The organism is Pontibacter populi, assembly GCF_040278685.1.
GTDB classification, from domain to species: Bacteria; Bacteroidota; Bacteroidia; order Cytophagales; family Hymenobacteraceae; genus Pontibacter; species Pontibacter populi.
In genome coordinates this window covers 187,139-209,713 of record NZ_JBEOKT010000007.1, presented here as the reverse complement: position 1 = coordinate 209,713, position 22,575 = coordinate 187,139, and the positions used below count along the sequence as shown (strand labels likewise).

Here is a 22,575-nt window from a genome sequence, read left to right as displayed (position 1 = left end):
CGTCAACTCTAGAATTATAGCTTCAGCCTTTGCCATTCCTGTCCCTGACGGGCCAGTTGAGTCAGGAGACTCAACATTCACCCTAAGTCACGAGTCTGGAGACTCGCGCCAGAAAGCCAAGGCGTATCTATAAACAAAAAAGCACTTTCCTATAGTTGGGAAGTGCTTTTTTATTTAGTAAATCTATAGTTTGGCTTAATACGCTCTTACCGCCTTGTTCTCCACAAAATTCATAAAGGCACGGTTCACCACTCTGGTACCACCCGGAGTTGGATAGTTACCGGTAAAATACCAGTCGCCTTTGTGGTTCGGGCAAGCCAGATGCAGGTCCTCTATGGTTTGATAGATCACTTGTACTTCTGCCTTTACTTCCGGCGCTTTTACAATCTCCGATACTTTAGCTGAGAGTTCATCATGCGTGAACAGGTCGAAAAGCTCTTTTACAAAGTTAGTTTCTTTGAAAGCTTCGGTACCTTCGGCGGCCACGCACTTGTCGTATACTTCGTCAACTTTAAAGTATAAGCCACGGTCTTTTAATAGTCCCAGCATCGCTCTGAATGCCACGAACTCTTTCACACGGCTCATGTCGATACCGTAGCAATCGGGGTAACGGATCTGTGGTGCGCAGGAAACAATGATGATCTTTTTCGGCTCCAGTTTATCCAGCATTTTGATGATAGACTTCTCCAGAGTAGTACCACGAACAATAGAGTCATCCAGCACAACTACGGTATCTATACCTTTCTTTACCACTTCGTAAGTCGTGTCGTACACGTGCGTTACCAGGTCGTCGCGGTTATTATCGTCGGTTATAAACGTGCGGAGCTTTACATCTTTTATAACCAGTTTCTCAGCGCGTGGCTTAAATTGCAGTATCTCGTCGAGCTGCTCCTCGGTAAGTTCCTGATTAAGGATTGCCTGTTTGCGGTAACCACGAAGGTAGTCTTCTATGCCTTTCATCATACCCAGCCAGGATGTTTCGGCCGTGTTTGGAATGTAGGAGAAAACGGTATTTTTCAGATCGTAGTTAACTGCTTCCAGAATCTGGCGGCAAAGCAGTTTACCCATGTTCTTGCGCTCACCGTAAATTTCCGGGTCGTTACCGCGAGAGAAGTAGATGCGCTCAAAGCTGCACGATAATTTTTCGCGCGGCTCCAGTATCTCTCTCAGTGATGGATTTCCTTCTTTATCAACTATAAGCGCATGGCCCGGCGTAATTTCTTTGATAGCCGCATAATCCACGTCAAAAGCCGTTTTGATGGCAGGCTTTTCCGAAGCGATCACTACCACTTCATCATCAATGTAATAATATGCCGGGCGGATACCGTTCGGGTCGCGCACAACAAACGAAGCGCCATAACCGGTCAGGCCAGCCATCGCATAACCACCGTCAAAATCCTTAGCGGCACGCTTCAACACGCGTTCCAGGTCAAGGTTCTCTTCTATCAGGCTGGTTATTTCTTTGTTGGTAAAATCGTTCTTATAAGACTCGAACAGCTCCTGGTTTTCTTCGTCCAGGAAATGGCCGATCTTCTCTAAAACAGTTATAGTATCGGATTTGTGTTTCGGGTGCTGACCAAGCTCTACCAGTTTCTGGAACTGCTCTTCTACGTTGGTCATGTTGAAGTTACCGGCAACGGCAAGACTGCGGCTGCGCCAGTTGTTTTCGCGCACCATAGGGTGGCAGTTGTCTACGCTGTTAACGCCGTGTGTGCCGTAGCGCAGGTGGCCCAGGTATACATCGCCCAAAAAAGGCATATTATTCCATACCCAGTTAATATCTTCGGCTCTTTCCGGATTACTTTCCTTCAGTTCTTTAAACTCTTTCCCAATCTTGCCGAAAATACTGTCGATGGCACGTGTTTTTACTGAACGGAAACGGCTGATGTATTCCATGCCTGGTCCGGCATCTATTTTTATACTGGCAACACCTGCCCCATCCTGGCCCCGGTTGTGCTGTTTCTGCATAAGCAGGAACAGTTTGTTAACGCCGTACATGGGCGTGCCATACTTCTCAACGTAATACTCAATTGGTTTTCGGAGCCTTATCAGGGCAATACCGCATTCGTGTTTTATTGAATCGCTCATGTTTGCTGTTAAAGTGTCTGTGCCAGTAGCTTTTCAATCCAGTGCAGCAGCAGGTCGGGTTTAAAGAACAGGACCAGCAGCGGCAACGCAAAAAACGCCAGCAGCAGCTTATTCGACAGTGAAATAACTAATTTTTCTTCAGTATAATTCCTTTTAAAGAAAAGGTAGTATGGAATCCGGATATAATAGAATAAGGCAACGCCAGTCAGCAGCACACCTGCTACCAATAGCACCAGCAGCATGGTTTGGTTTGATGAACTATACGCTTCCCAGACATTGCTAAAAATAAGCAGCTTGCCCATAAAACCAGCTAACGGCGGAAGCCCAGTAAGCGAGAGCAGGTACAGCAGCGCCATTATGCCCAGATAAGGCAACTTATAGGCTAGTCCGGTAAAATGTTCCAGCTTGCTTACACCAAAATTCTCTTCGGATATCTGCAGGAACAGGAAAATGCCATAGTTCATGAACAGCAGCACGGTCAGGTAAAACAGCACGCTGGAACTATAGTTGGTACCAAACGCCAGCAACGCCATCAACAAAAAACCTGCATGCGATATTGACGAATAAGCCATCAGTCGGCGAGGCGTTTTTTGCCAGAGTGCTGTAAAATTACCTATGACCAACGTTGCCAAGGCCGCAATACCCAGGAACCAAAGTATATCATCGAAATAGGACGCAACAGCCGGATCGGTAAAGGCAGCCACGAAGCGTAGTATAACTATAATGCCCGCCATTTTAGGGCCTGTAGAGAATAACGCAACTATAGGCATGGGTGCGCCCTGGTACACATCGGGCACCCAGAAATGTAACGGAGCGGCCGATATCTTAAAGAAGAAACCAGCAAAAAGGAGAATAGCAGCTATAGTTACCAATAAATAATCTGCCTGTAAAAGTGCCTGCCAGAAAGTGCCTTCAGTATAGTTGAGCGAGCCGGTAAAGCCATAGAAAAACGACATGCCGTACAGCATTACACCTGCCGAAAGTGTACCATACAGGATATATTTCAGACCAGCTTCTACTGCGCGCTTCTCGTGTTTTAGTGTAAGAGTAAGTATGTATGATGCTATAGAAACGACTTCAATAGCCAGGAAAACCATGAGCAGGTTAATGGATTTAGCCATCAAATTCAGACCCAGCACCAACATTAATATCAGTGCGTAATACTCCCCTTTGCCTTCTTTCAGGTTTTCCAGTATTCTGCTTTGGAGTGATAGAAGAATGGTAAAGATACCAGCCACGCTGAAAAGAATTCCACTATAACGGGCCAGCCCATCGGAGCGAAGCAAATTCAGGAACTGCACGCCACCCGACGTATAGCCACCTAATATCTGAAGTATAAAAACGGAGAAAAGAGCGGTAAGCGCCAGCCACGGTAGCAGCTGTTTTATAGTACGGGATTTGAAAAGATCGAGCGTAACAAGCAGCAGGAAGAAGCCAGCCAGCAACAACTCGGGCAACAGCGAACCGGCCCCGGCTATGATGGCGTTGATCTTCTCAGATAATAAGGCTGCCTGTTCGTTCACTTACTTAATTATAGTTCTTTTTACTTGCTGTTTCGGATTAGTAATCCGGAACTTGTTTTATTTCGGATTTGCAATCCGCCTTTTGGCAGTGGTTCCTGCTTTTGCTATTGCGGATTACAAATCCGCGAGTATTATACTTTCGGATTGCAAATCCGAAAGAGCAATTAGGGCACTTAGCAATATTATAGTTACCTAATCAAAGTAGACAGTACCATGTTCAGCTGTTCCTGCCCACTTCGCAATACCAGTTCTGTAAAGCCTTGCGCCGTCATGCCAATTTTATCTAACAACAGATGCGGGAAAATACCGAAAAGTAGGGCTAGCACGGCCAGCGGTAACAGCATTAGGTATTCCCGTGCGTTCAGGTCAGACATCGCAGCTTTCTCGCGTAGTTCCGGGAAGATCCAGTACTTTCCGAAGAACATTCTTTGCAAGGCCCACAGGTAATAAGCCGCAGCCAGCAACAAACCGAAAACAGCAACTATAGTTAGCCAGCGCGGCAGCAAACCTGTGATATCCGGAGAACTGAAACCACCTACCAGCACCAGCAATTCGGCTATAAAACCAGAGAAGCCCGGTAAGCCCAGCGAGGCGAAGAAAGCGATCACCACAAACGTAGTATAAGCCGGCATACGTTTGGCAAGTCCACGGAAATTCAGGATCATACGATCATGTGCACGGTCGTAGATAACACCAACTACCAGGAAGAGCATAGCTGAGATAATACCGTGGCTGAACATCATGTAGATAGCACCGTTCACCCCTTCAGAAGTAAGCGACGCCAGGCCCAGCAGCACAAAGCCCATATGCGAAACAGAAGAATAGGCAATCAGTTTTTTCAGATCGTTCATAGCCAGGGCGCAAAGTGCTCCATAAATAATGGAAAGCACACCTAAGCCACCAACCAGCACGGCAAAGTATGCGCCTGCATCCGGGAAAATCGGGTAAACGATACGTATCAGACCATAACCACCCACCTTCAAAAGTATAGCTGCCAGTAGAACTGAGATTGGCGTGGGCGCTTCTACGTGCGCGTCCGGGAGCCAGGTATGCACCGGCACCGATGGCACTTTAATAGCAAAGCCGGCAAACAGTAACAGAAAAGCAATAAAGCGAAGCGGCAGATCCCACAACACCGAGCCTGATAACACATGCAGCAAACTCCCAGGAATAAAGTTGGCAGGGTCCATCATGGCCGGAATGCTGAACGTACGCACAAGATCAGCCCCCTGGATCGTATTTTGTTGTAAAGCCTGCTGTACCTGTAAGATCGTGTCCGGGGTAAGTCCACTGGTTTGCAGCATTCCTAATTGTGCAGCTGTAGCTAACGGGTCGATTACAGAAGTATATAGCCCGATCATTACGATCAGGATAAACAGGGATCCCACCAAGGTATAGATAAAGAATTTGATAGCTGCATATTCCCGTTTCGGGCCACCCCAGATACCGATCAGGAAGTACATCGGCAGGAGCATAAACTCAAAAAACAGGTAAAACAGGAAGAAATCCAGTGCCAGGAAACAGCCCATTACGCTGGTAAGCAGCAACAGGTATAGCAGAAAATAGCCTTTAATGTTCTTTTTGATTGTCCAGGATGAGATGACGCCGATAACACCAATGATGCCCGTGAGCAGCACCATGCTGATGCTGATACCATCCACGCCTACAAAATACTCGATCTGAAAACGGCCTAAACTGCCTAGCGAGAAGCCGATCCAGTTCAGTTTCTCTACAAATTGGTAGCCCTGTTGTCCGTTGGCTGCAGTGGTGCCATCGAAACTGAAATATAAAACTATAGCCAGCACCATCTGCACCAATGCACCTATCAACGCTATTGCTTTTATTGGCTGTTGCAGGCGTGCAGGCATTAGCAGCAATACAAGCGCTGCCAATAAAGGTGAAAAAATAAGGCTACTAAGTATAAATTCTTTCAAGCTCTTTATTATTGATTGTTAACCGTTAAACCAGCACTTCTTCAACCAGAATATTTTAATCTCTTAAATCTTAAAAATTTTGGATTCAAAGATACTTTAAAACAACACGATATATAGTATAATCAGTATAAATCCGAAAAGCGAATAAGCATAATAACTCTGCACTTTGCCGTTTTGCAGGTTACGCCCCAGCATACCAAATACTTTAGAGAGTGCACCTACCAGCCATACCAAACCATCTACGACCAGCCTGTCGAACCAACCCACCATTTTTGAAAGTACCACCAGCCACTTGCTGCCATAGTTCAAGGTGTAATCGATCACCCGTTTATCTACCCGGTAAAGTGTCCTGGAGAGCAGCAACGTTGGTTGGACTAAGCTATAGTTGTAAAGTTGGTCCAGGTAAAAATGGTTGTAGCTAAGCTTTGCAAAGACACCTTTGGGTTGTTCATAAACCAGGTCGTCGCTGGTCTTTCGGTTATACTTTATAAGTGCGATGGCTATACCAGCTGCGGCAAGCAGCGCAGATGCAACACCAATAAGGATATGAGGCAAATGGTTTGTATCATCCTGTAGCCTTACTGCCTGTACCAGATTTTCAGCCAGCAGCATAAGCGACATATTATTTAAGCCAATACCTGCAGTTACCCAACTACCGCTAAAGCTTAGTGGATTTAAGGAGAAGAAAATGCCCAGCGACAGTATAGCTAGTATAACCACAGGCACGAGCATAACACATTCTGTTTCCAGTTTTGGAGAGAAGCGGATCTGCTGCACATCGAAAGGTGACCGGAAACTGCCGAAGAACATGAACCACATGTGGCGCGTCATGTAATAAGCCGTGAGCACCACCACTACAAAGCCTGTAGCCGGAACTATAAAGTATAACAAGTTACCATTTGTGCTCATGGTTTGCGCCCATGCCCATGCTACCGAAAGTATAGCGTCTTTAGAGAGAAAACCAGAAGTAAGCGGAATACCGGCCAATGCAGCAGTGGCCAACAGGTAACTATAAAATGTGAACGGCATCGTTTTGCGAAGTCCACCCATGTTGCGGATATCCTGTGCATCAATGTTCTCCAGGTGTGAGTGGTGCAGCCCGCGGTGCATGGCGTGTATGATGATACCGGCATTCAGAAAGAGTGCTGCCTTAAAGAATGCATGTGTCGTCAGGTGGAAAAGCGAGGCATCGTAAGCGCCGGTGCCCATACCCATCACCATATAGCCTAACTGAGAGATAGTGGAAAAGGCCAGCACAGCTTTAATATCGTATTGATTTAAGGCTGCCAGCGCACCTACCAACGCAGTGATAGCACCAACTATAGCAATAACTGTAAGCGCATCCGGGGTAAAGAAGGCGTAGCAACGAGCCACTAAGTAAACGCCTGCAGCTACCATGGTTGCCGCGTGTATCAGCGATGAAACCGGTGTCGGGCCCTGCATGGCATCGGGTAACCAGACCTGCAACGGAAACTGCGCCGACTTACCCACGCATCCCATAAACAAACCCAAACCGGCCAGCGTGAGTAGAACTGTACTTAGCTCCAGTTGCCAGAGCTCGCCATTCAGGCTATAGTTTAATATGAAATTATTGTTAATCCAGTTGCCTGTGCTAATTAATGCTCTAAGCGCTTCCAGATCGAAGGTGCGGAAATAAGTATAGAAAGCGAACAAGCCAAGCAACAAACCAATATCCCCTACCCTGTTTACCAGGAATGCCTTTTTATTGGCTGCTATAGCTGCCGGTTTGTGATACCAGAACCCGATGAGCAGGTACGACGACAAACCCACCAACTCCCAGAACATGAACAGCAGCAATAAATTATCCACCAGCACAATTCCCAGCATACTGAACGTAAACAGCCCCAGGTAAGCAAAATAACGGCTGTACCCCGAGTCGGCATGCATGTACCCCACAGAAAACAGCTGCACCAGCGTAGAGATAAAAGTAACGATCACGAGCATCAGCACCGTCAGGTTATCCAACAGAATCCCGGCTGTAAAATCAGAAACTATAGTTGAAGGCAAACTGAACCACGTGGTGCGGGTATGGTACGTTTCAGCGTTCCAGGTTTGTGTGAAAAGGTAAACTGAAAGTATAAACGTGATAGCTGAAATACCGATTGCAAGCCAGTCACCGCGACGAGGCAGGCGCTTACCAAAACAGAACAACATAAAAAAGGCCAGTAGCGGCAGCAACAACACTACCAAAGCGGTAGTGGTTTGAGGGGTACCAGCCAATGGCTTCAGAAGTTCAGTGAGCTCCAAGTTTGTACGTTATAGTTTCGGGTTATAAGCCTGTTAAGCTGGCAAAGTTAACTAAGATTTATAAGATTGGAAGGATTAAAAGATGATAGTGTCAGTCAATTTCATCACTAAAGAAGCAGTTTGTTAAGAATCACTTTAAACCCCTCTCATATAGCCTAATCCAGGAATCAATTGAATCTTAAAAATCTTAGTTCTGGTCTGTAGATATCTCGTTCAGGTTAGCTGTTCTGAAATGCTGATACACGCGCAAAACGATAGCCAGGGCAACGGCTGCTTCAGCGGCTGCAACCACAATAACAAACAGCGAAAACAACTGGCCCTGCATTAAACTTGGATCGTGGCGGCTGAAAGCGACCAGGTTCAGGTTGGCAGCATTAAAGATTAACTCTATACCCATCAGCACCACCACCGCATGACGCTTGGTGATAACTGCCAGTATGCCCAGGCTGAATAGCACAGCGCTCAGAAGTAAAATATGTTCTAACGGAATCTGCTGCATAACTATACTTTCTGTTTGTCGGTGGCAATGTAGGCGGCTCCCATCAGGGCAATAAGCAGCAGCAACGACGCAATCTCAAAAGGCAGCACGAAATCCGTCATTAGTTTTATACCTATCATTTGTACTGTACTTTTCTGATCTCCCAGCACGTCAATTTCCGTAGTTTGCAGCCAAGGCAATGCGCCGATATTGGCTTTTAGTATAGAATAGCTCAACCCTACAACTATAAGCCCGGCCACCAACGCCCCCCAAACCGTGTTCACATTCTCAGAAAGCACTGATTTATCCTGCACGCGGCTGCTCAGCATGATACCAAAAAGTATAAGCACCAGCACGCCACCCACATACACCATTAGTTGGGTAACAGCTATAAAATCAGCGAACAGCAACACGTAAATGCCGGCTATACTTAGCAAGGTTATCAGCAGCGAGAAACCTGCATACAACAAGTTACGCGTCAGCACCATGTAAGCCCCCGAAACTATAGCCAATGCGGCGAAGATGTAGAAAAGCATTTTTATAGTTATCAGTTAACAGTAATCAGTTTCTCAAAAGACCTTGTAGTGTGCGCAGATCCTACGAGCGGCTGGTGCCAAAGGCTTCGCTTCGTAGTCCAGACACTAGCGGGGGCTGCGCACGCCGCTAGGTCTTTTCTCTACCCTTTATTTCTGGCTGCCAGCGCTGCTGCTTTTGCTGCCGCCATTTCTTCCTGCTGCTTTGCCAGAAGTTGCTTCTTCTCTTCAGCCTGCTCCGGCGACAGGTCTGTAAAATGATAGATCATGTTCTTGATGTCTACTTCAGCGAAATCGTACACAGGAGTCATGGTCAGACAGTCGGTTGGGCAAACAGTGGTGCAGAGGCCACAGTAGCAGCACTTGGCCATGTCGATGTCGAAAACTGGCGCATATAATCGCTTTTTGGTACCGTCTGAAGTCAGTCCAATTTCTTCCGTTGCTTTAACCGATTCTATGGTAATACAGTTAACAGGGCAGATCTTGGCGCAAAGATCACATACAATACAGTCGTCTATCTCGTTATGCAGGCGGTAGCGGCCGTTGTCAGGAACTGGAATTGCTTCGTAAGGATACTTCAGTGTTACCAGTCCGTCGGGCTGGTTAAAGTAGTTCTTATCGGTCACGTACTCCGGGGTACGGCGGTTTTTGGCACGCCAGAAGTGCTGCCACGTCAGGCGCAGGCCACTTACCAGCGACTTTACTACGTCCCAGAAACTGAATTTATGTTTTATGGTTTTTTGCTCCATAATTTTATGAGGAGTGTAAACCCACCCCTAACCCCTCCGAGGAGGGGAATTTTCTTATAGTTCTGTCATCTCGAATGTAATGAGAGATCTATTTAGAATTTAAGATAGATTTCTCCTGAAGGTCGAAATGACATTTAAGTTAGATCATTAACAATCGCCAGATGCCTGCAATTAAAACTACACCCAGCGCAATTGGCGTAAGCACTTTCCAGCACAGGTGCATCAATTGGTCTACGCGCAGGCGTGGGTACGTCCAGCGAATTTGCAATTGCAGAAACAGCAATACAAACGTTTTACTCAGCAACCAGAAACCACCCCAAAGTATGCTTGATAATTCCCCTACGGTTCCGGTGGTCCAGTAGGCCAGGCTAACAGGGCCGATGTTTGGCAAAGGCGTGTTCCAGCTGCCCAGGAAAAGTATAACTGCCACTAAACTTACCAGCACCATCATACTATACTCGGCCAGGAACAACACAGCAAACCTAAACCCTGAGTATTCTACGTGAAAACCTGCCACCAGCTCCGACTCCGCTTCCGGAATATCAAAGGGCGCGCGATTACTCTCGGCCAGCGAGGCGATAAAGTATATGATGAAGGAAATCAAAAGTATAGGTGCCCGGAAAATGTTCCAGGTCGTGATGCCGCCTATAGTTGTTGTGTTAATACCTAGTGCTTCGATACCAAACAGCCAGTTCATTTCGTATTCCAGTCCCGGAAACTGGTTCATGATAGCGCCTTGCTGGTAACTGATCTCCTGGAAATCCAGGGACTGACAGATCATGACAGCCGAAAGTATAGCCAGACCAGCCGGAATCTCATAGGATACAATTTGCGCCACCGAACGCATCGCACCCAGCATGGCATATTTGTTATTCGAGCCCCAACCCGCCATCAGCAAACCTACCACATCCAAAGAGATAATAGCCAGCAGGTAAAACACGCCAATACCAATGCCAGCCGGCACCAATTCCGGGGTGAAAGGTATAACGGCGAAACCGGCAAAAACAGCGGCAAAAATTAAAATGGGAGCAAGTTTGAAAAGCTTTTTATCGGCAGCGGCAGGAACAATGTCTTCTTTCTGCAACAGCTTCAGCACGTCCAGCACTGCCTGCAACGAACCATAAGGACCAGCTTCAGTTGGGCCCATGCGGTCCTGCATAAAAGCAGCCACCTTCCGCTCCGCATACGCCAGCACGATCACTATCGAAAGCAACAGCACAAGTGTAAGCACAAAAGCGAGCATAGGCGGTTAAGGTTTGTTAAAAGGCAAAGGTAAGTTTTAATTTGGAAATTCGGGGATGTGGAGATTTGTCTGAACCAGGATTTACAGGATTTAGGAATTTTCGGGATTAGGTAATTAACTTATAAATAACCTGTGTACTCCTACTACTCTCCATTTGTCGTTCTCTTTCTTCAGAAAGTAAGCATTGCCAGAGCCCATCTCTGGTCCATTATAATAATGGACTCTAACAATTGCATGGTCAGAATTTCTATTGAAAGAAACTTTTTCAAAATAAATAATCCCAGCAGGTTCATTAATGCCATAAGATTCACGACCGCTTTCAACAACAATTGATTTATACTTATAGGATGAACCTACTTTATGAGCGCCTTTATACTCCTTATATATTAAACTACTATCAGCTATAATCTCCCTGAATTTATCTGTATCAAAGCCAGCATATTTCTGTAGAGATTTTTTACGCTGAAAACCTCTATCTTCATTCAATAGATTTTTCTTCTTAGAAAACTCATAAGACCAATCGACATTAAAAACTGTTTCAACAATTACACTGTCGTTGATCTTAAGATAAGGCAATGATTGAATTTCGATAGCAGGCCCAAGCAAAGAATCAAAAGCTAAACTATAGATCTGCGTCAGGTCGTCTTGCGTGAAAGGAATTTCAACAGGCTTCTCTTCCTGCTTTACTTGGCTACAAGCAAAAGCAAACAGGCAAAGCAGTAAACTATAGCTATACTTTAGAAATCTACACATCTATAAATCTTCAAATTAGATTACTCCACCAAATGCGGCACAAACTGCGACAGGTTGGTGATGATGCCTTTCTCGCGACGGAAGCCGATGGCGCAGCCTTCTCCGGCCCAGAAAACGCCTGCCTGGTAAGTATAGCCTTTATTGTCTTGTGGTAAATCACACCAGCGTTGGTATACCTGCTGTTGCTGCTCGTATTCGCCTTCCATCTTTGTAACACTTACTTTATCTATTACTTCTACACTTTGCCCTTCCCTACCGAAGTATGGCTTGCGGATATACTTGCCACTTAATGGCGTTAGGTCAGCTTCGAGTAAAAGCGGATGATACGGATAAGCTTTCCAGAGCCAGGCGAGCATGCCTTTGCTTTGGAAAAGCAAAGTGTAAGCCGGATTAGCGATAACTACATTGCGGCTGCGGGAAAGTTGGGTCAGGCTTTCGCAGAGTTCAGGTTCTTCCCAGGCAATCTGTTCCCAGGGCAATAGCTTGAACAGGAACGGAAACTGCTGCCACTGTTCATTCTCTACTTGCGCCCATACACCGCGCTCTGCTCCTTCTGTAGAAATGTTTACTTCATCGATCGGGCAAAGATGCGTATCAAAACCGGCTTCCTTTGCAGCTTGTGCCAGTACAGCGCAATTGGTTTCGTCTTCGGCACTTCCGCCAATGTAAGTTAAAAGCAGAGCAGGCGCCAGGTCGCTGTTCATTGTGCGCCAGGTTCTGAATTGCTCTACCAACGCCTCATATAATCCGGAGTACTGGTTGGCATCATTCTTACCCGCAGCAGCCAGACTTGCCCATTGCACCACAGCCGTTTCAGGTATGGAAGTGGCCGTATCAGCGTTAAATTCTATCAATTTGGCGCCTTCAGGAGTTTGAGCAAGATCAAAGCGGCCGTACAAATGCCAGTGGCGGTCGTCGTTCCAGGATTGGCGGACCAACTGCCACAAGTTCTGCGGTATGCCCAGTACATTCAAAAAAGCGTCCGGTAACTCATCGGGAATGGCCCGCACCATCATATCATATAAGGTGTCGGCAGCTTCCAGAAGCGCATCGGCGTCTTGTTCATTCAACACCACTGCTTCACCGGGTACATAGTTGGCGCAACCATCTTCTACACACCACTCCCAGCCAAGTCCGCGCACAGCCGTTTCTACGTCGCCGGAGTGGGGCTCCAGGCGAACTTTTATTCTCAGGTTATCCAGCATCAACTATAGTTCTGAAGTGTAACTTAACCGCCAAAACCACTGCCGCTGCTACGACCTCTGAAGTAGCCGCTTCTGCCGGAACGTGGCGCAGTTGATTGTTGCCTGTAGGTTTGCACATTCTGGCGCCAGGCTGCAGTGTTGTTCATTAGGCCCGGATTCGCATAATAACCAGCCCTCGGCGACATCATGCGACCCGCCATGTAGCCCATGCCACTCCACCACAGCACACTTCCTAAACCAAAGCCACCCTGGTTATAAGTCTGCTGATTGGCAGCCAGGTCTTTCATCTGGTTTTCAAGCGCCAGCCCCTGTAAGGTATCAACCCGACCATCGTTATACTTCAAAATGGCCATGCTACCTCCCGGGGCAGTCGTGCGTTCGTCGGTAATTTTCCATTGGTCTGGGGCTTCTTCGGTCAGTTCGGTAATAATGCCATCCGGTACTTTCACTTCTTCACCGGAGTTCCAGTCGTTGTTACTGCTTTGGCCGCAGCTGGTAAGGCCCATGCAGGTGGCCGCCGCAACTATAAAGGCATTGCGCTTAAAATCGCCGATTCGCAGATATCGTTTTTTCATGAGGTCTAATGCAAGTATAGTTAAAGGTACGGTTTTTAGGGGATTTTTGGTAATGACAGGAATGATAGGGAATGATTAACCCACCCCTACCCCTCCCGAGAGGGGAATTTTCTGGTATGCTTTTCAATTTGTCAGTTCGACGTAAGGAGAAATCCGGAGGTGTTTTATAGTTCCCGTAACCCAACCACCCCCAACCCCTCAGAGCTACGCTCGCTACCTTCGAAATATCTACTCGATAGTCTAAGGCGGGGAGCTTTTATGCTTTCACTTTGCCATCTAGAACAGCGTGAGAGATCTGGTACATTTAACCCACCCCTGCCCCTCCCAAGAGGGGAATTTCTGCTATAGTTATAACTACGGCTATAGTTCTATAGTTTCAGCCTGTCACGCGGACAGGTCGTGACCTGTCCCTACTGAATGGGATTGTAGAGACGCAATACTTTGCATCTTGTTTCGGGTTACTATTAACCTAAACTATAGGACACATAAGATCCCTCGGCTGACGCTCAGGATGACAAATAGTGAAACTATAGAACCCAAAACTATCCCTTTGCTCGATAGGGCAAAAAACTTTCTAACTTTCTAACTTTCTAACTGCGCTAAGCGCCATTACTCCCACAACGGATAATGCTCTAAATGTACTTTGCGCTTGAAGAAAATACGGGTGCTTTCTTCGAAGGAACGGGTGAAGTCTGATACGTAAAAGTGATGATCGCCAACCAGTTTATCAGATGCCAGGTTATGTTGTTCCAGGTAATCTTTTACATGTTGCGCTACGATCTGGCTGGCATCCAGCACATCCACATCACCTTTATAGTAATTTTCTATCTGCTTTTTTATGAGTGGGTAATGCGTGCAGCCAAGTATCAGTGCTTCTATGCCTTGCAGGTCCGGATCTGATAGATAGGCGTGAATTACGTTTTCGGAGATGGTATCGTTAAAAAAACCTTCTTCTATCATAGCAGCTAAAAGAGGCGTGGCATGCGACTTCAGGTCTATTTCCAAACCCAGCTCGTCTACTTTTTTGCGGTACACATTTGAGTTTACAGTTTGCTTGGTTCCGATCAGGCCAATGGTGCTGCCCGGGTAAGTGGCTCCTATATACGATACGATGGGGTCGATAACGTTCAGGACTTTTGCTTTGCTCCCTACATACTCTTTAACCAGTTCGTAAGCGGCTGCCGATGCCGAGTTGCAGGCGATCAATATAACCTTGCATTGCTGTTTCAGAAGCAGGTCGCAAATCTTAACGGCATAGGCCTGTATGGCAGCTGTTGATTTATCGCCGTACGGCAGGTGTGCTGTGTCGCCGAAGTAAATAAGCCTTTCGTTTGGCAACACTTTCGTAATTGCCTGAGCTACAGTAAGTCCACCAATACCGCTGTCAAAAATCCCGATCGGCAGATGTCTTTTTTCCTTTTCCATCGTATGCGAAATTACTTAAAAAGTCGTTTTTAAACCGTTCACATTTAAAATATGTGCGTTCACGAAAATTTGTAACCTTTTGGAATTATCACAAACTCAACCAAGTTATATTTGCAACCGTAATATTACTATAATTTTAACGACATATTATTTTTGTTAAATATTTTGTTAGTTTTAAACTATATTATATCTTTAATAAGAATTTAAGGTTCCACACCTGATACTCTTTAAAGAGTCATCAGCCTGCCAAAGGTATTACACTGCGCCACTGTTCACCTGTACATCAGTCAGCACTATACTATTTCGTTAGCGTTTTTAAATAGATAGAAAAGACCCTTATGCAAACAGCACTTACTTTACCAGCACCTACCATAAAGCGCTCTTCACTTTATGGAAGTCTTACCACCCGCTTCGTTGCTTTCCTGGTAGATACTACCATGCTTGTCTTTTTCTATACGATCATTTTTTATTCTGCCGGCTCAAATGCAGAGCACATCAGCTCCTGGGACAAAACGTTCCAGCATAATGGATTCAGTATACCCGAACTTTTCCTGATAGGTAAGATCCTGTTCTTCAACCCTTATTTTGCAGCTGTACATTGGCTGTACTATACGTTGCTGGAGGCATCGCCTAAGCAGGCAACTATAGGTAAGTTTACGCTGGGTTTAAAAGTGACAGACCTGCGTGGCAAACGCATTACCTTGTGGCAATCTAACTTACGATATTTCAGCAAGTTACTCTCTGCTTTACCAGTTTTATTAGGCTTTTTGCTGATACTTACATCACGCCGCCATCAGATGCTGCACGATTATGCAGCACGCACTGTGGTAGTTGCCGACTAAAAGACCATCACTAAAAATTGCACTAATTTTTATTACATCCATCTGTTGCTTTCGTATATCTATACCTGGGTATCATTAAGAAAGGAGGATAGTAATGAGATTTATTCCAACACGTTTCCACGGTGTATTAGACTATATAGTAGGTATATTTTTGATCGTTGCCCCATGGGTGCTTGATTTTTCGGAGCACGATGCTGCTACCTGGACCATGGTAATTGCCGGTATTATAGTACTGTTGCAAACAGCCATGACCGATTTTGAGCTTGGACTGATCAGACGTATACCCATGCGGAACCACCTGATGATGGACTTTATGCTGGGTGTTTTACTGGCACTTTCGCCGTGGCTATTCGGTTTCAGCCACTATGTGTACCTGCCGCACCTGATCTTAGGTATTTTCTCTATCCTGGCTTCGCTTACCACACACCGTGTACCAAGCCATAGTTATAATGCAGAACATACCAGCCCGGATCATATCCGGAATTTGTAATTAAATTGCTTTTCAGCAAAACAGGCCACCCCTACCGGGTTGGCCTGTTTTATTTTAACCTATCCCCGAAGAATTGCCTAAATTTGTAGTATGAATTACCTATCTGCAGAAAATACATCTAAAAGTTACAGCGACCGCTGGCTGTTCAAGAACCTGAACTTTGGCATTAGCCAGGGGCAGCGTGTGGCACTGGTGGGCGTGAATGGGTCCGGAAAAACAACTTTACTGAACGTGTTGGCTGGCAAAATTCCGCCGGATGAGGGCAGCGTAAGCGTGCGCAAAGAAGTAACAATAGGCTTTCTGGGCCAGAACCCGGAGTTCGACGAGAACCTGACTGTGCACCAGACTATATTTTCGGGACAGAGCGAGTCGCTGGATGTGATTCGCGAATACGAGATTGCGTTAGAAAACCCGGATACCAGCGCCGATAAAATGCAGCGCATTATGGAGCGCATGGACGAACTGCAGGCCTGGGATTTTGAGCTGAAAGTAAAGCAGATTCTATCCAAACTGGGCATCCATAACCTCGAAGACAAGATCAGTCATTTATCGGGTGGGCAGCGCAAGCGTGTGGCCATGGCCCGTGTGCTGATAGAAGAGCCAAGCATGCTGATACTGGATGAGCCCACCAACCACCTGGACCTGGACACGATAGAGTGGCTGGAAAACCTGTTATCGACCCAAAATACAACCCTGCTGATGGTTACCCACGACCGTTACTTTTTAGACAGGGTAGCCAACGAGATAGCCGAACTGGATGGCGGACAGGTGTTTACTTACAAAGGAAACTATAGTTATTTTATAGAGAAGAAGGCATCGCGGGAGGAAATGGCAGCTGCCGAAACCGAGAAAGCACGTAACCTGATGCGCAAAGAGCTTGACTGGATCCGTCGGCAGCCGAAGGCGCGCGGTACCAAAGCCAAGTACAGGGTAGATGCTTTTGAAGAACTAAAAGAAAAAGCAGCTAAAAAAGTAGCAGGACCACAGCTGGAATTATCGGTTAAAACCACACGACAAGGCGGTAAGATCATCGAGGTAGATCATATCTCAAAATCATTTGGCAGCAAAAAGATAGTAGATGATTTCAGTTATGTGTTTAAGAAAAAGGACCGCATTGGTATAGTTGGCCCGAACGGAGCCGGCAAATCCACTTTCCTGAACATGCTGACCGGCAAACTGCAACCCGATTCCGGAACTATAGATGCCGGCCAGACAACTGTTTTCGGATACTACACCCAGGAAGAACTCCAGTTTAAGGAAGGACAGCGCGTGATAGATATTGCCAAAGAAATTGCCGAGGTAGTGGAAATGGCGAATGGAGAAGTGATAACAGCAAGCCAGTTCCTGCAGCATTTCCAGTTTGCTCCGGCTCAGCAGTATACCATGGTAAATAAGTTGAGCGGTGGCGAAAAACGTCGTTTACAGTTACTTCGCGTGCTTATCAAGAACCCGAACTTCCTGATACTGGATGAGCCAACCAACGACCTGGACATTATCACGCTTAACATACTCGAAGATTTCCTGCTAAACTTTGGTGGATGTTTGCTGATGGTAAGCCACGACCGTTATTTCATGGACAGGCTGGTGGAGCATTTGTTTGTGTTTGAAGGCGAAGGCAAGATCCGAAACTTCCCGGGCAACTACACCGATTACCGCGAATGGCTGAAAGAGCAGGAAAAACAGGAACCTGAGACCAAAGCTATAGTTGCAGCCCCTGTCCCGGTACAAGAGAAAAAGGAAGACCAGCCAACTAACAAGCGCAAAGCGACCTATAACGAGAAAAAAGAATACGAGCAACTGGAAAAGGAAATAGCCAAACTGGAAGCCCGCAAAGTTGAAATTGTAGATTTAATGAACGCCGGAACCACCACGGACCATACACAGTTAGGCGCCTGGGCAAGCGAACTCGAAACTATAAACGAGCAACTGGAAGAGAAAGAATTCCGATGGCTGGAACTGGCGGATATTATCTAAAACCAAAAAGGCAGCTTAAACGGCTGCCTTTTTTATAGTTCTTACTTCTCTATTCCAGCCCTTTCACTACCACATATTTTTCCTGGTTCTTCTGCCCTACTTTATTTATCTTTTTATCCAGGCGTTTGGGGTCGTTTATAGTCTCATAAAATTCGTCGAGATATTTCATGGTGCGTTTCAGGTAGCTTTTATCCAACAGGTCGTATTCCTGCTTGTAAAGGCCATAAATAGAGGTACGCCGTGCATTAAAGGTATTTATAGTTTTGCGAAGCGTGTTCGGGGAGTAACTATAGCCACGGAACAGCCGCTGCCTGACCGATGTAATATTTAGCTCCGGAGGCGGCGAGGCGTAAGGCGCATCAACTATACCGGCGTAATCAAAATCGTAGGTAACCGGAATGGCAGGCGAAAGCGGATCTGTCGCCATCAGTTCTATGTTATGCCTGTAAGGTACCGACCAATCAGTGTTGCCAATCATGTACTGAAAAAAGGCCAGCAAAGCCATTGCTTCTTCGTCGGTCTCGCGCATATTTATAACCAGCTCTTTCTTTACAAGTTCGCTATTATTCCGTTTGGCCATTTCGCTATCGTCTTCGATCATAAAAGCGTAGCGCTTCTCTGTCTTCCGTTTGCTTTTCAGGTCCTCGTAGGTAACCCGGCACAACTTTACCCTGAAACTATAGTTGGTAAGCACATTGTATAGTTTGTAAACCAGGAATTCCCGGATTACATAATCTTCGTTGATGCAGTGGGTGACCAGTTTTACCTTATTTACTTTATTGAATATCGTTTGCCCGGAGGTTTTCCGGACAAAGTTGAGTAAGAGCGGCGGGAAAGCACACACACTGGGATCGCGGCGGCGATTACCTCGTACTTTCGCCTTCAGGTTCATAACCGTTACAAGGCCATTTGAATCTGTGTAAGATAAAATGGCAGGATGATACTTGCTGTCTTCTCCCCTGTCTTTCAGTAAAGCCCCATAATCCATCGAGAGCTTAATTTCCAGGATCTCCTCATTCGTAAAAAGCGGGTTCTCGTCTTGCTGATAAACTGTATTTTGTAAACTGTAGCTGGAGAGATGTGTCTCTGCCGGGGCAACATTCGGGTAAAATGCCAGGCTAAGAACCAAGACAAACTTTACAGCAAAAAATAAAACCTGTGACATGTTACCCCCTTATCCGCGATCAATACCAGGAATGTAGAGGGTTTAAAAATCAAACTATAAGCCTAGCCTGCGGAGTTTCTTTTTTGTAAAAAGCTCTTTCATGACCTGCCCCTGCGATTGCTCAAAGCCAATACCCATTATTTTAGCAACGGTAACCGGAATATCAATTAAGGTATACTTCATATCCACGACTGTGTTCTTTTTAAAATCCGGGCCAAGGGCAAGTAAAAATATCTGCTGGCAACCTTCACAGTTATCGCCATGGTCTATCCAGCCTCCATCTACGTTTTCAAGATGCCGGCCATGGTCGGTGGTTATAAGTAGTGTGGTGCTCTTTTTATAGTGCTTATCCTGCTGCAGGTAATCGTAAAGCTGTTTCACGTACCTGTCGTCCCGGACAATGCCCCTGATGTAATAGTCCCAGTTGGCGGCGTGGGCATAACCGTCCGGCTCCATAAAGTTTACCAACATCAGGTTAGGCTTATGAGTACTTAATACCTTCTTTACTTCTATCAGCGTCAGGGAGTCGGCGCGGTAACCGGTACCCGGGCCGGCAACACCACAATTTAAAGAAGGCATGTAGGTGTTGTTCCAGACAGAATCGGAGGTGTTGGCCAGTATGTTCAGTTTGTCTTTGCTGCTCACGATCCAAGCGGAGGTAGCGGGTTTACCGGTTTGCTTTAACCAGTACTGGAAAATAGAAGGATTTGCCGGAAGCTCATTTCCATAATTGTCTATTGGCTGGTTTACGCCTGTAGTTATAGCCGCATGCCCGGAGTTGGTATACGTATAAGCATCGTTCCTGAAATTGCTGAAGAAAGTGCCTTTGCCTTTTAATTGCGTAGACATGTGCGGAATAGCGCCCGGGGTAACGCCCCATGTTTCGGAATGTCGCACGCCATCAATCACAACCACGATCACGTTCTCGGTACTGAGGCCTTTATAACCAGCACCCGGCGCCGTGGCGCACCCCTGCAACAGGAACGATCCGGCAAAAGCAAGCAATAGCAGCCGAAATAAATGCGGCACCCTTTTTTTACCATTTTCTAAACCCGATCTCATAGTTAGCTATTCTATAGTTTAGTATACGCGAAGTACATAATACAGAATAAATAAACACACTCATTTTCAAACACATACACGCATTTTTAAAACTATAAGATCTCAGCCCGGTTTATAAGCCCTGCAACTATAAAAATTACCAGACCTGCAGATTTAATTTGCTTTTGTAAAATAACTTTCCCTATTTGGAGTTAAGATTTAAATATGCATCAACCAGCTCCCATAGCGATCACACTTTCTTTGCCGGTAACACCTGGCCAGGAGCTGCTGCATTCCATCTATTCTTATTGCCAGAGCATCTATAGCTATTATCGCTATTATTATCGCCGCACGTACAGCGCTCTCTTTGGCAATCACTCCGATCATACATCGTAAAAACAGGAAGGTCTATTTAGGCCAAACTATAAAGTGATACTGAAAAGCAGCGCGAAAGCCCTGCTTTTTTGCATTTATACCTATCCTAACTATAAAATAATAAACCATGAATATTACACAGAACTACAGCAGCTACACACAAGAGAACCACACCGTTTGGGCCATACTTTTTGAACGCCAGTTCCAGAACCTGCAAGGCAAGGCAATTCCGGAGTTTTTTGAGGGACTGGAAAAAGTTGGTTTCAGCCGGGATCGTATTCCGGATTTTGATGAGGTGAACCAGCGCCTGAAACCGCTGACCGGTTTTGAGGTAGTGCCTGCCCCCGGCATTGTAGACGATGCGCTGTTTTTTGAGCTGATCGCAAATCACAAATTTCCGGCAACCGTCTGGATCCGGAACATGGACCAACTAGATTACCTGGAAGAACCGGATATGTTTCATGATGTGTTCGGGCATGTGCCGTTGCTGACAATACCTGTTTACTGCCAGTTCCTGGCGCAGCTCTCGCAACTTGCCCTGCAATACATTGACAGACCTGATATAATTGACCTGCTAACGCGCATTTACTGGTACACTATAGAGTTTGGCCTGTTTACAGAGAGTGGCAAACCGATGATCTATGGCGCGGGCATTTTGTCTTCGGTCGGGGAAAGTAACCTGGCGGTGTCTGATGCCAGTACTAAGTTTAAATTTGATGTAACCCATATCCTGGAAACCTCTTACATTAAAGAGACTTTCCAGAGCCAGTACTTTCATATTTCTGATTTCAGTGAGTTGCTGGAGGCATTGCCTGCCTTAACTATAGCCCTGGATAAATTAAAAGAAGAACTGGCAGTACCGCAAACACTATAAAACAAAGGCCCGGCTATAGTTGTAGCCGGGCTTCTATAGTTGCATTTATAAGAAATACTTCAACAGTTTCTGTTCAAACTCTGCAGCCGTAACCACGTTATCTTTGTTCACATCCCAGAGTGTACCAACTCCATCTGCCAGCTCATCTTTTGTGATGGTACCATTTTTATCAGTGTCCCAATTATTAAAGAATTTCAAGTCCTCCATTCCTTTCTGAAACTCACTGTATTCCAGGTAGTCGTTGTTGTTTGTATCCCATGTATCCCAGAGTCCGGTATGTCCGCCAAAGTCTTCTCCAAACTCATTAACGTAAGCCGGGTCAATAGAATAGTCCCATTGATTTTTGTTTACTATTGAATAAAAGGCAAAATTAAATTCATTCAGATCTAACTCTATATCGCTGCCACTTGAAAATTCATACCAACCAGTTGAAGTAAAAGCTGTATTAAAATCAAGTTCAGAAAGATCTTCAGCGATTACATTCAGCACTACTGATTCTCTTGCGACATTCCTGTTAAAATCCTCTGCTTCTACTATAAGAGTATATTGCCCTGAAACACTACCCTCGAGTTTAAGAAACTGCGTAATATACTCCCCTATATCATCGCCTACTCTACCAGTACTACCTATAATATCTATAGATTTGCGTTTACCTGCAGGGTCGGCTAGAAACAATCTCATCGCCTTAATATCTTTGTTATCTTTTGCCCATACATTAATCAATACTGTCCCGATCGCTAAATAGGTCTGATCATTCTGGGGAGAATTGATGGTAATTTCGGGAGCAGCGGTATCAGGTATTACAGGTATAGGTGGTGTTCCATCATCATCGCCTCCGCACCCCGATAGCACAAAAGCTAATACAAGTACAAAGAGCCAATAAATTTTTCTCATCGTTCCGGATTTAGAATTTACCTGTAGAGGGTAAAACAAATCACAGGGCAGGTACTCGTAAGAGTAGGAATTTTGACTTTACTTCAAAATTAAAGCGGGCATCGGTTACAACTTTTTCAACCGGATCTAAATTATTTAAAACGACT

Annotated in this window: 19 protein-coding genes; 4 read left to right on the top strand and 15 right to left on the bottom strand. The window is 45.7% G+C overall.

The features are described 5' to 3' along the window. Positions 1-195: 195 nt before the first annotated feature. The 12 genes from ABS362_RS10365 to murI form a co-directional block, all read right to left on the bottom strand. Positions 196-2,088 carry an amidophosphoribosyltransferase gene (locus ABS362_RS10365; RefSeq protein ID WP_350412396.1) on the bottom strand — a complete coding sequence of 631 codons (1,893 nt, stop codon included), beginning with the start codon at positions 2,086-2,088 and terminating at the stop codon, positions 196-198. An 8-nt stretch (positions 2,089-2,096) separates the two neighbouring features. Further along, on the bottom strand, positions 2,097-3,611 hold the full coding sequence (locus ABS362_RS10360; RefSeq protein ID WP_350412395.1) for an NADH-quinone oxidoreductase subunit N: 1,515 nt from the start codon (positions 3,609-3,611) through the stop codon (positions 2,097-2,099). A gap of 188 nt (positions 3,612-3,799) precedes the next feature. Beyond that, positions 3,800-5,479 (bottom strand): complex I subunit 4 family protein, encoded by a 1,680-nt coding sequence (locus tag ABS362_RS10355; RefSeq protein WP_350412425.1) that lies wholly within the window; start codon positions 5,477-5,479, stop codon positions 3,800-3,802. 162 nt (positions 5,480-5,641) lie between these two features. Next, complete coding sequence (gene nuoL / locus ABS362_RS10350; protein ID WP_350412394.1) at positions 5,642-7,813, bottom strand: NADH-quinone oxidoreductase subunit L; 2,172 nt, start codon at positions 7,811-7,813, stop codon at positions 5,642-5,644. Between the two features lie 187 nt (positions 7,814-8,000). Further along, positions 8,001-8,312 carry an NADH-quinone oxidoreductase subunit NuoK gene (gene nuoK, locus ABS362_RS10345; RefSeq protein WP_350412393.1) on the bottom strand — a complete coding sequence of 104 codons (312 nt, stop codon included), beginning with the start codon at positions 8,310-8,312 and terminating at the stop codon, positions 8,001-8,003. A 2-nt stretch (positions 8,313-8,314) separates the two neighbouring features. Then, entirely contained in the window at positions 8,315-8,827 is a 513-nt protein-coding gene (locus ABS362_RS10340; RefSeq protein WP_350412392.1) for an NADH-quinone oxidoreductase subunit J family protein, read from the bottom strand. Positions 8,828-8,967: 140 nt separating this feature from the next. After that, positions 8,968-9,573 carry a NuoI/complex I 23 kDa subunit family protein gene (locus ABS362_RS10335; RefSeq protein WP_350412391.1) on the bottom strand — a complete coding sequence of 202 codons (606 nt, stop codon included), beginning with the start codon at positions 9,571-9,573 and terminating at the stop codon, positions 8,968-8,970. 139 nt (positions 9,574-9,712) lie between these two features. Next, positions 9,713-10,816, bottom strand: a complete 1,104-nt coding sequence (locus ABS362_RS10330) for a complex I subunit 1/NuoH family protein (RefSeq protein ID WP_350412390.1) — start codon at positions 10,814-10,816, stop codon at positions 9,713-9,715. 114 nt (positions 10,817-10,930) lie between these two features. After that, positions 10,931-11,569 carry a hypothetical protein gene (locus ABS362_RS10325; protein WP_350412389.1) on the bottom strand — a complete coding sequence of 213 codons (639 nt, stop codon included), beginning with the start codon at positions 11,567-11,569 and terminating at the stop codon, positions 10,931-10,933. Between the two features lie 20 nt (positions 11,570-11,589). Then, a complete protein-coding gene (locus ABS362_RS10320; RefSeq protein ID WP_350412388.1) occupies positions 11,590-12,774 on the bottom strand; it encodes a glutathionylspermidine synthase family protein in 1,185 nt (394 codons plus the stop codon). A 23-nt stretch (positions 12,775-12,797) separates the two neighbouring features. Then, positions 12,798-13,349 carry a Cj0371 family chemotaxis-regulating polar lipoprotein gene (locus tag ABS362_RS10315; RefSeq protein WP_350412387.1) on the bottom strand — a complete coding sequence of 184 codons (552 nt, stop codon included), beginning with the start codon at positions 13,347-13,349 and terminating at the stop codon, positions 12,798-12,800. A 609-nt stretch (positions 13,350-13,958) separates the two neighbouring features. Continuing rightward, on the bottom strand, positions 13,959-14,774 hold the full coding sequence (murI, locus tag ABS362_RS10310; protein ID WP_350412386.1) for a glutamate racemase: 816 nt from the start codon (positions 14,772-14,774) through the stop codon (positions 13,959-13,961). Positions 14,775-15,112: 338 nt separating this feature from the next. On the opposite strand from murI, the gene ABS362_RS10305 reads away from it, so the two are divergent. From ABS362_RS10305 to ABS362_RS10295, 3 genes are all read left to right on the top strand, one after another. Beyond that, positions 15,113-15,616, top strand: coding sequence for an RDD family protein (locus ABS362_RS10305; RefSeq protein ID WP_350412385.1), 504 nt, complete (start codon positions 15,113-15,115; stop codon positions 15,614-15,616). Positions 15,617-15,710: 94 nt separating this feature from the next. Beyond that, positions 15,711-16,106 carry an SPW repeat protein gene (locus ABS362_RS10300; RefSeq protein WP_350412384.1) on the top strand — a complete coding sequence of 132 codons (396 nt, stop codon included), beginning with the start codon at positions 15,711-15,713 and terminating at the stop codon, positions 16,104-16,106. Between the two features lie 90 nt (positions 16,107-16,196). Further along, positions 16,197-18,080: an ABC-F family ATP-binding cassette domain-containing protein gene (locus ABS362_RS10295; RefSeq protein WP_350412383.1), complete on the top strand. Its 1,884-nt coding sequence runs from the start codon at positions 16,197-16,199 to the stop codon at positions 18,078-18,080. 49 nt (positions 18,081-18,129) lie between these two features. Here the strand turns inward: ABS362_RS10295 and ABS362_RS10290 are convergent, their stop codons facing one another. Together ABS362_RS10290 and ABS362_RS10285 are read right to left on the bottom strand one after the other, a co-directional pair. Further along, positions 18,130-19,245 carry a hypothetical protein gene (locus ABS362_RS10290; RefSeq protein ID WP_350412382.1) on the bottom strand — a complete coding sequence of 372 codons (1,116 nt, stop codon included), beginning with the start codon at positions 19,243-19,245 and terminating at the stop codon, positions 18,130-18,132. Positions 19,246-19,299: 54 nt separating this feature from the next. Continuing rightward, the gene (locus ABS362_RS10285; protein WP_350412381.1) at positions 19,300-20,307 is read right to left on the bottom strand and encodes a sulfatase-like hydrolase/transferase; all 1,008 of its coding nucleotides are present in this window, start codon (positions 20,305-20,307) and stop codon (positions 19,300-19,302) included. A 481-nt stretch (positions 20,308-20,788) separates the two neighbouring features. Here ABS362_RS10285 and ABS362_RS10280 point away from each other — a divergent pair, with 481 nt between their 5' ends. Continuing rightward, entirely contained in the window at positions 20,789-21,535 is a 747-nt protein-coding gene (locus ABS362_RS10280; protein ID WP_350412380.1) for a phenylalanine 4-monooxygenase, read from the top strand. 45 nt (positions 21,536-21,580) lie between these two features. Here ABS362_RS10280 and ABS362_RS10275 read toward each other — a convergent pair whose 3' ends face one another. After that, positions 21,581-22,429 (bottom strand): EF-hand domain-containing protein, encoded by an 849-nt coding sequence (locus ABS362_RS10275; protein WP_350412379.1) that lies wholly within the window; start codon positions 22,427-22,429, stop codon positions 21,581-21,583. Positions 22,430-22,575: the final 146 nt, after the last annotated feature.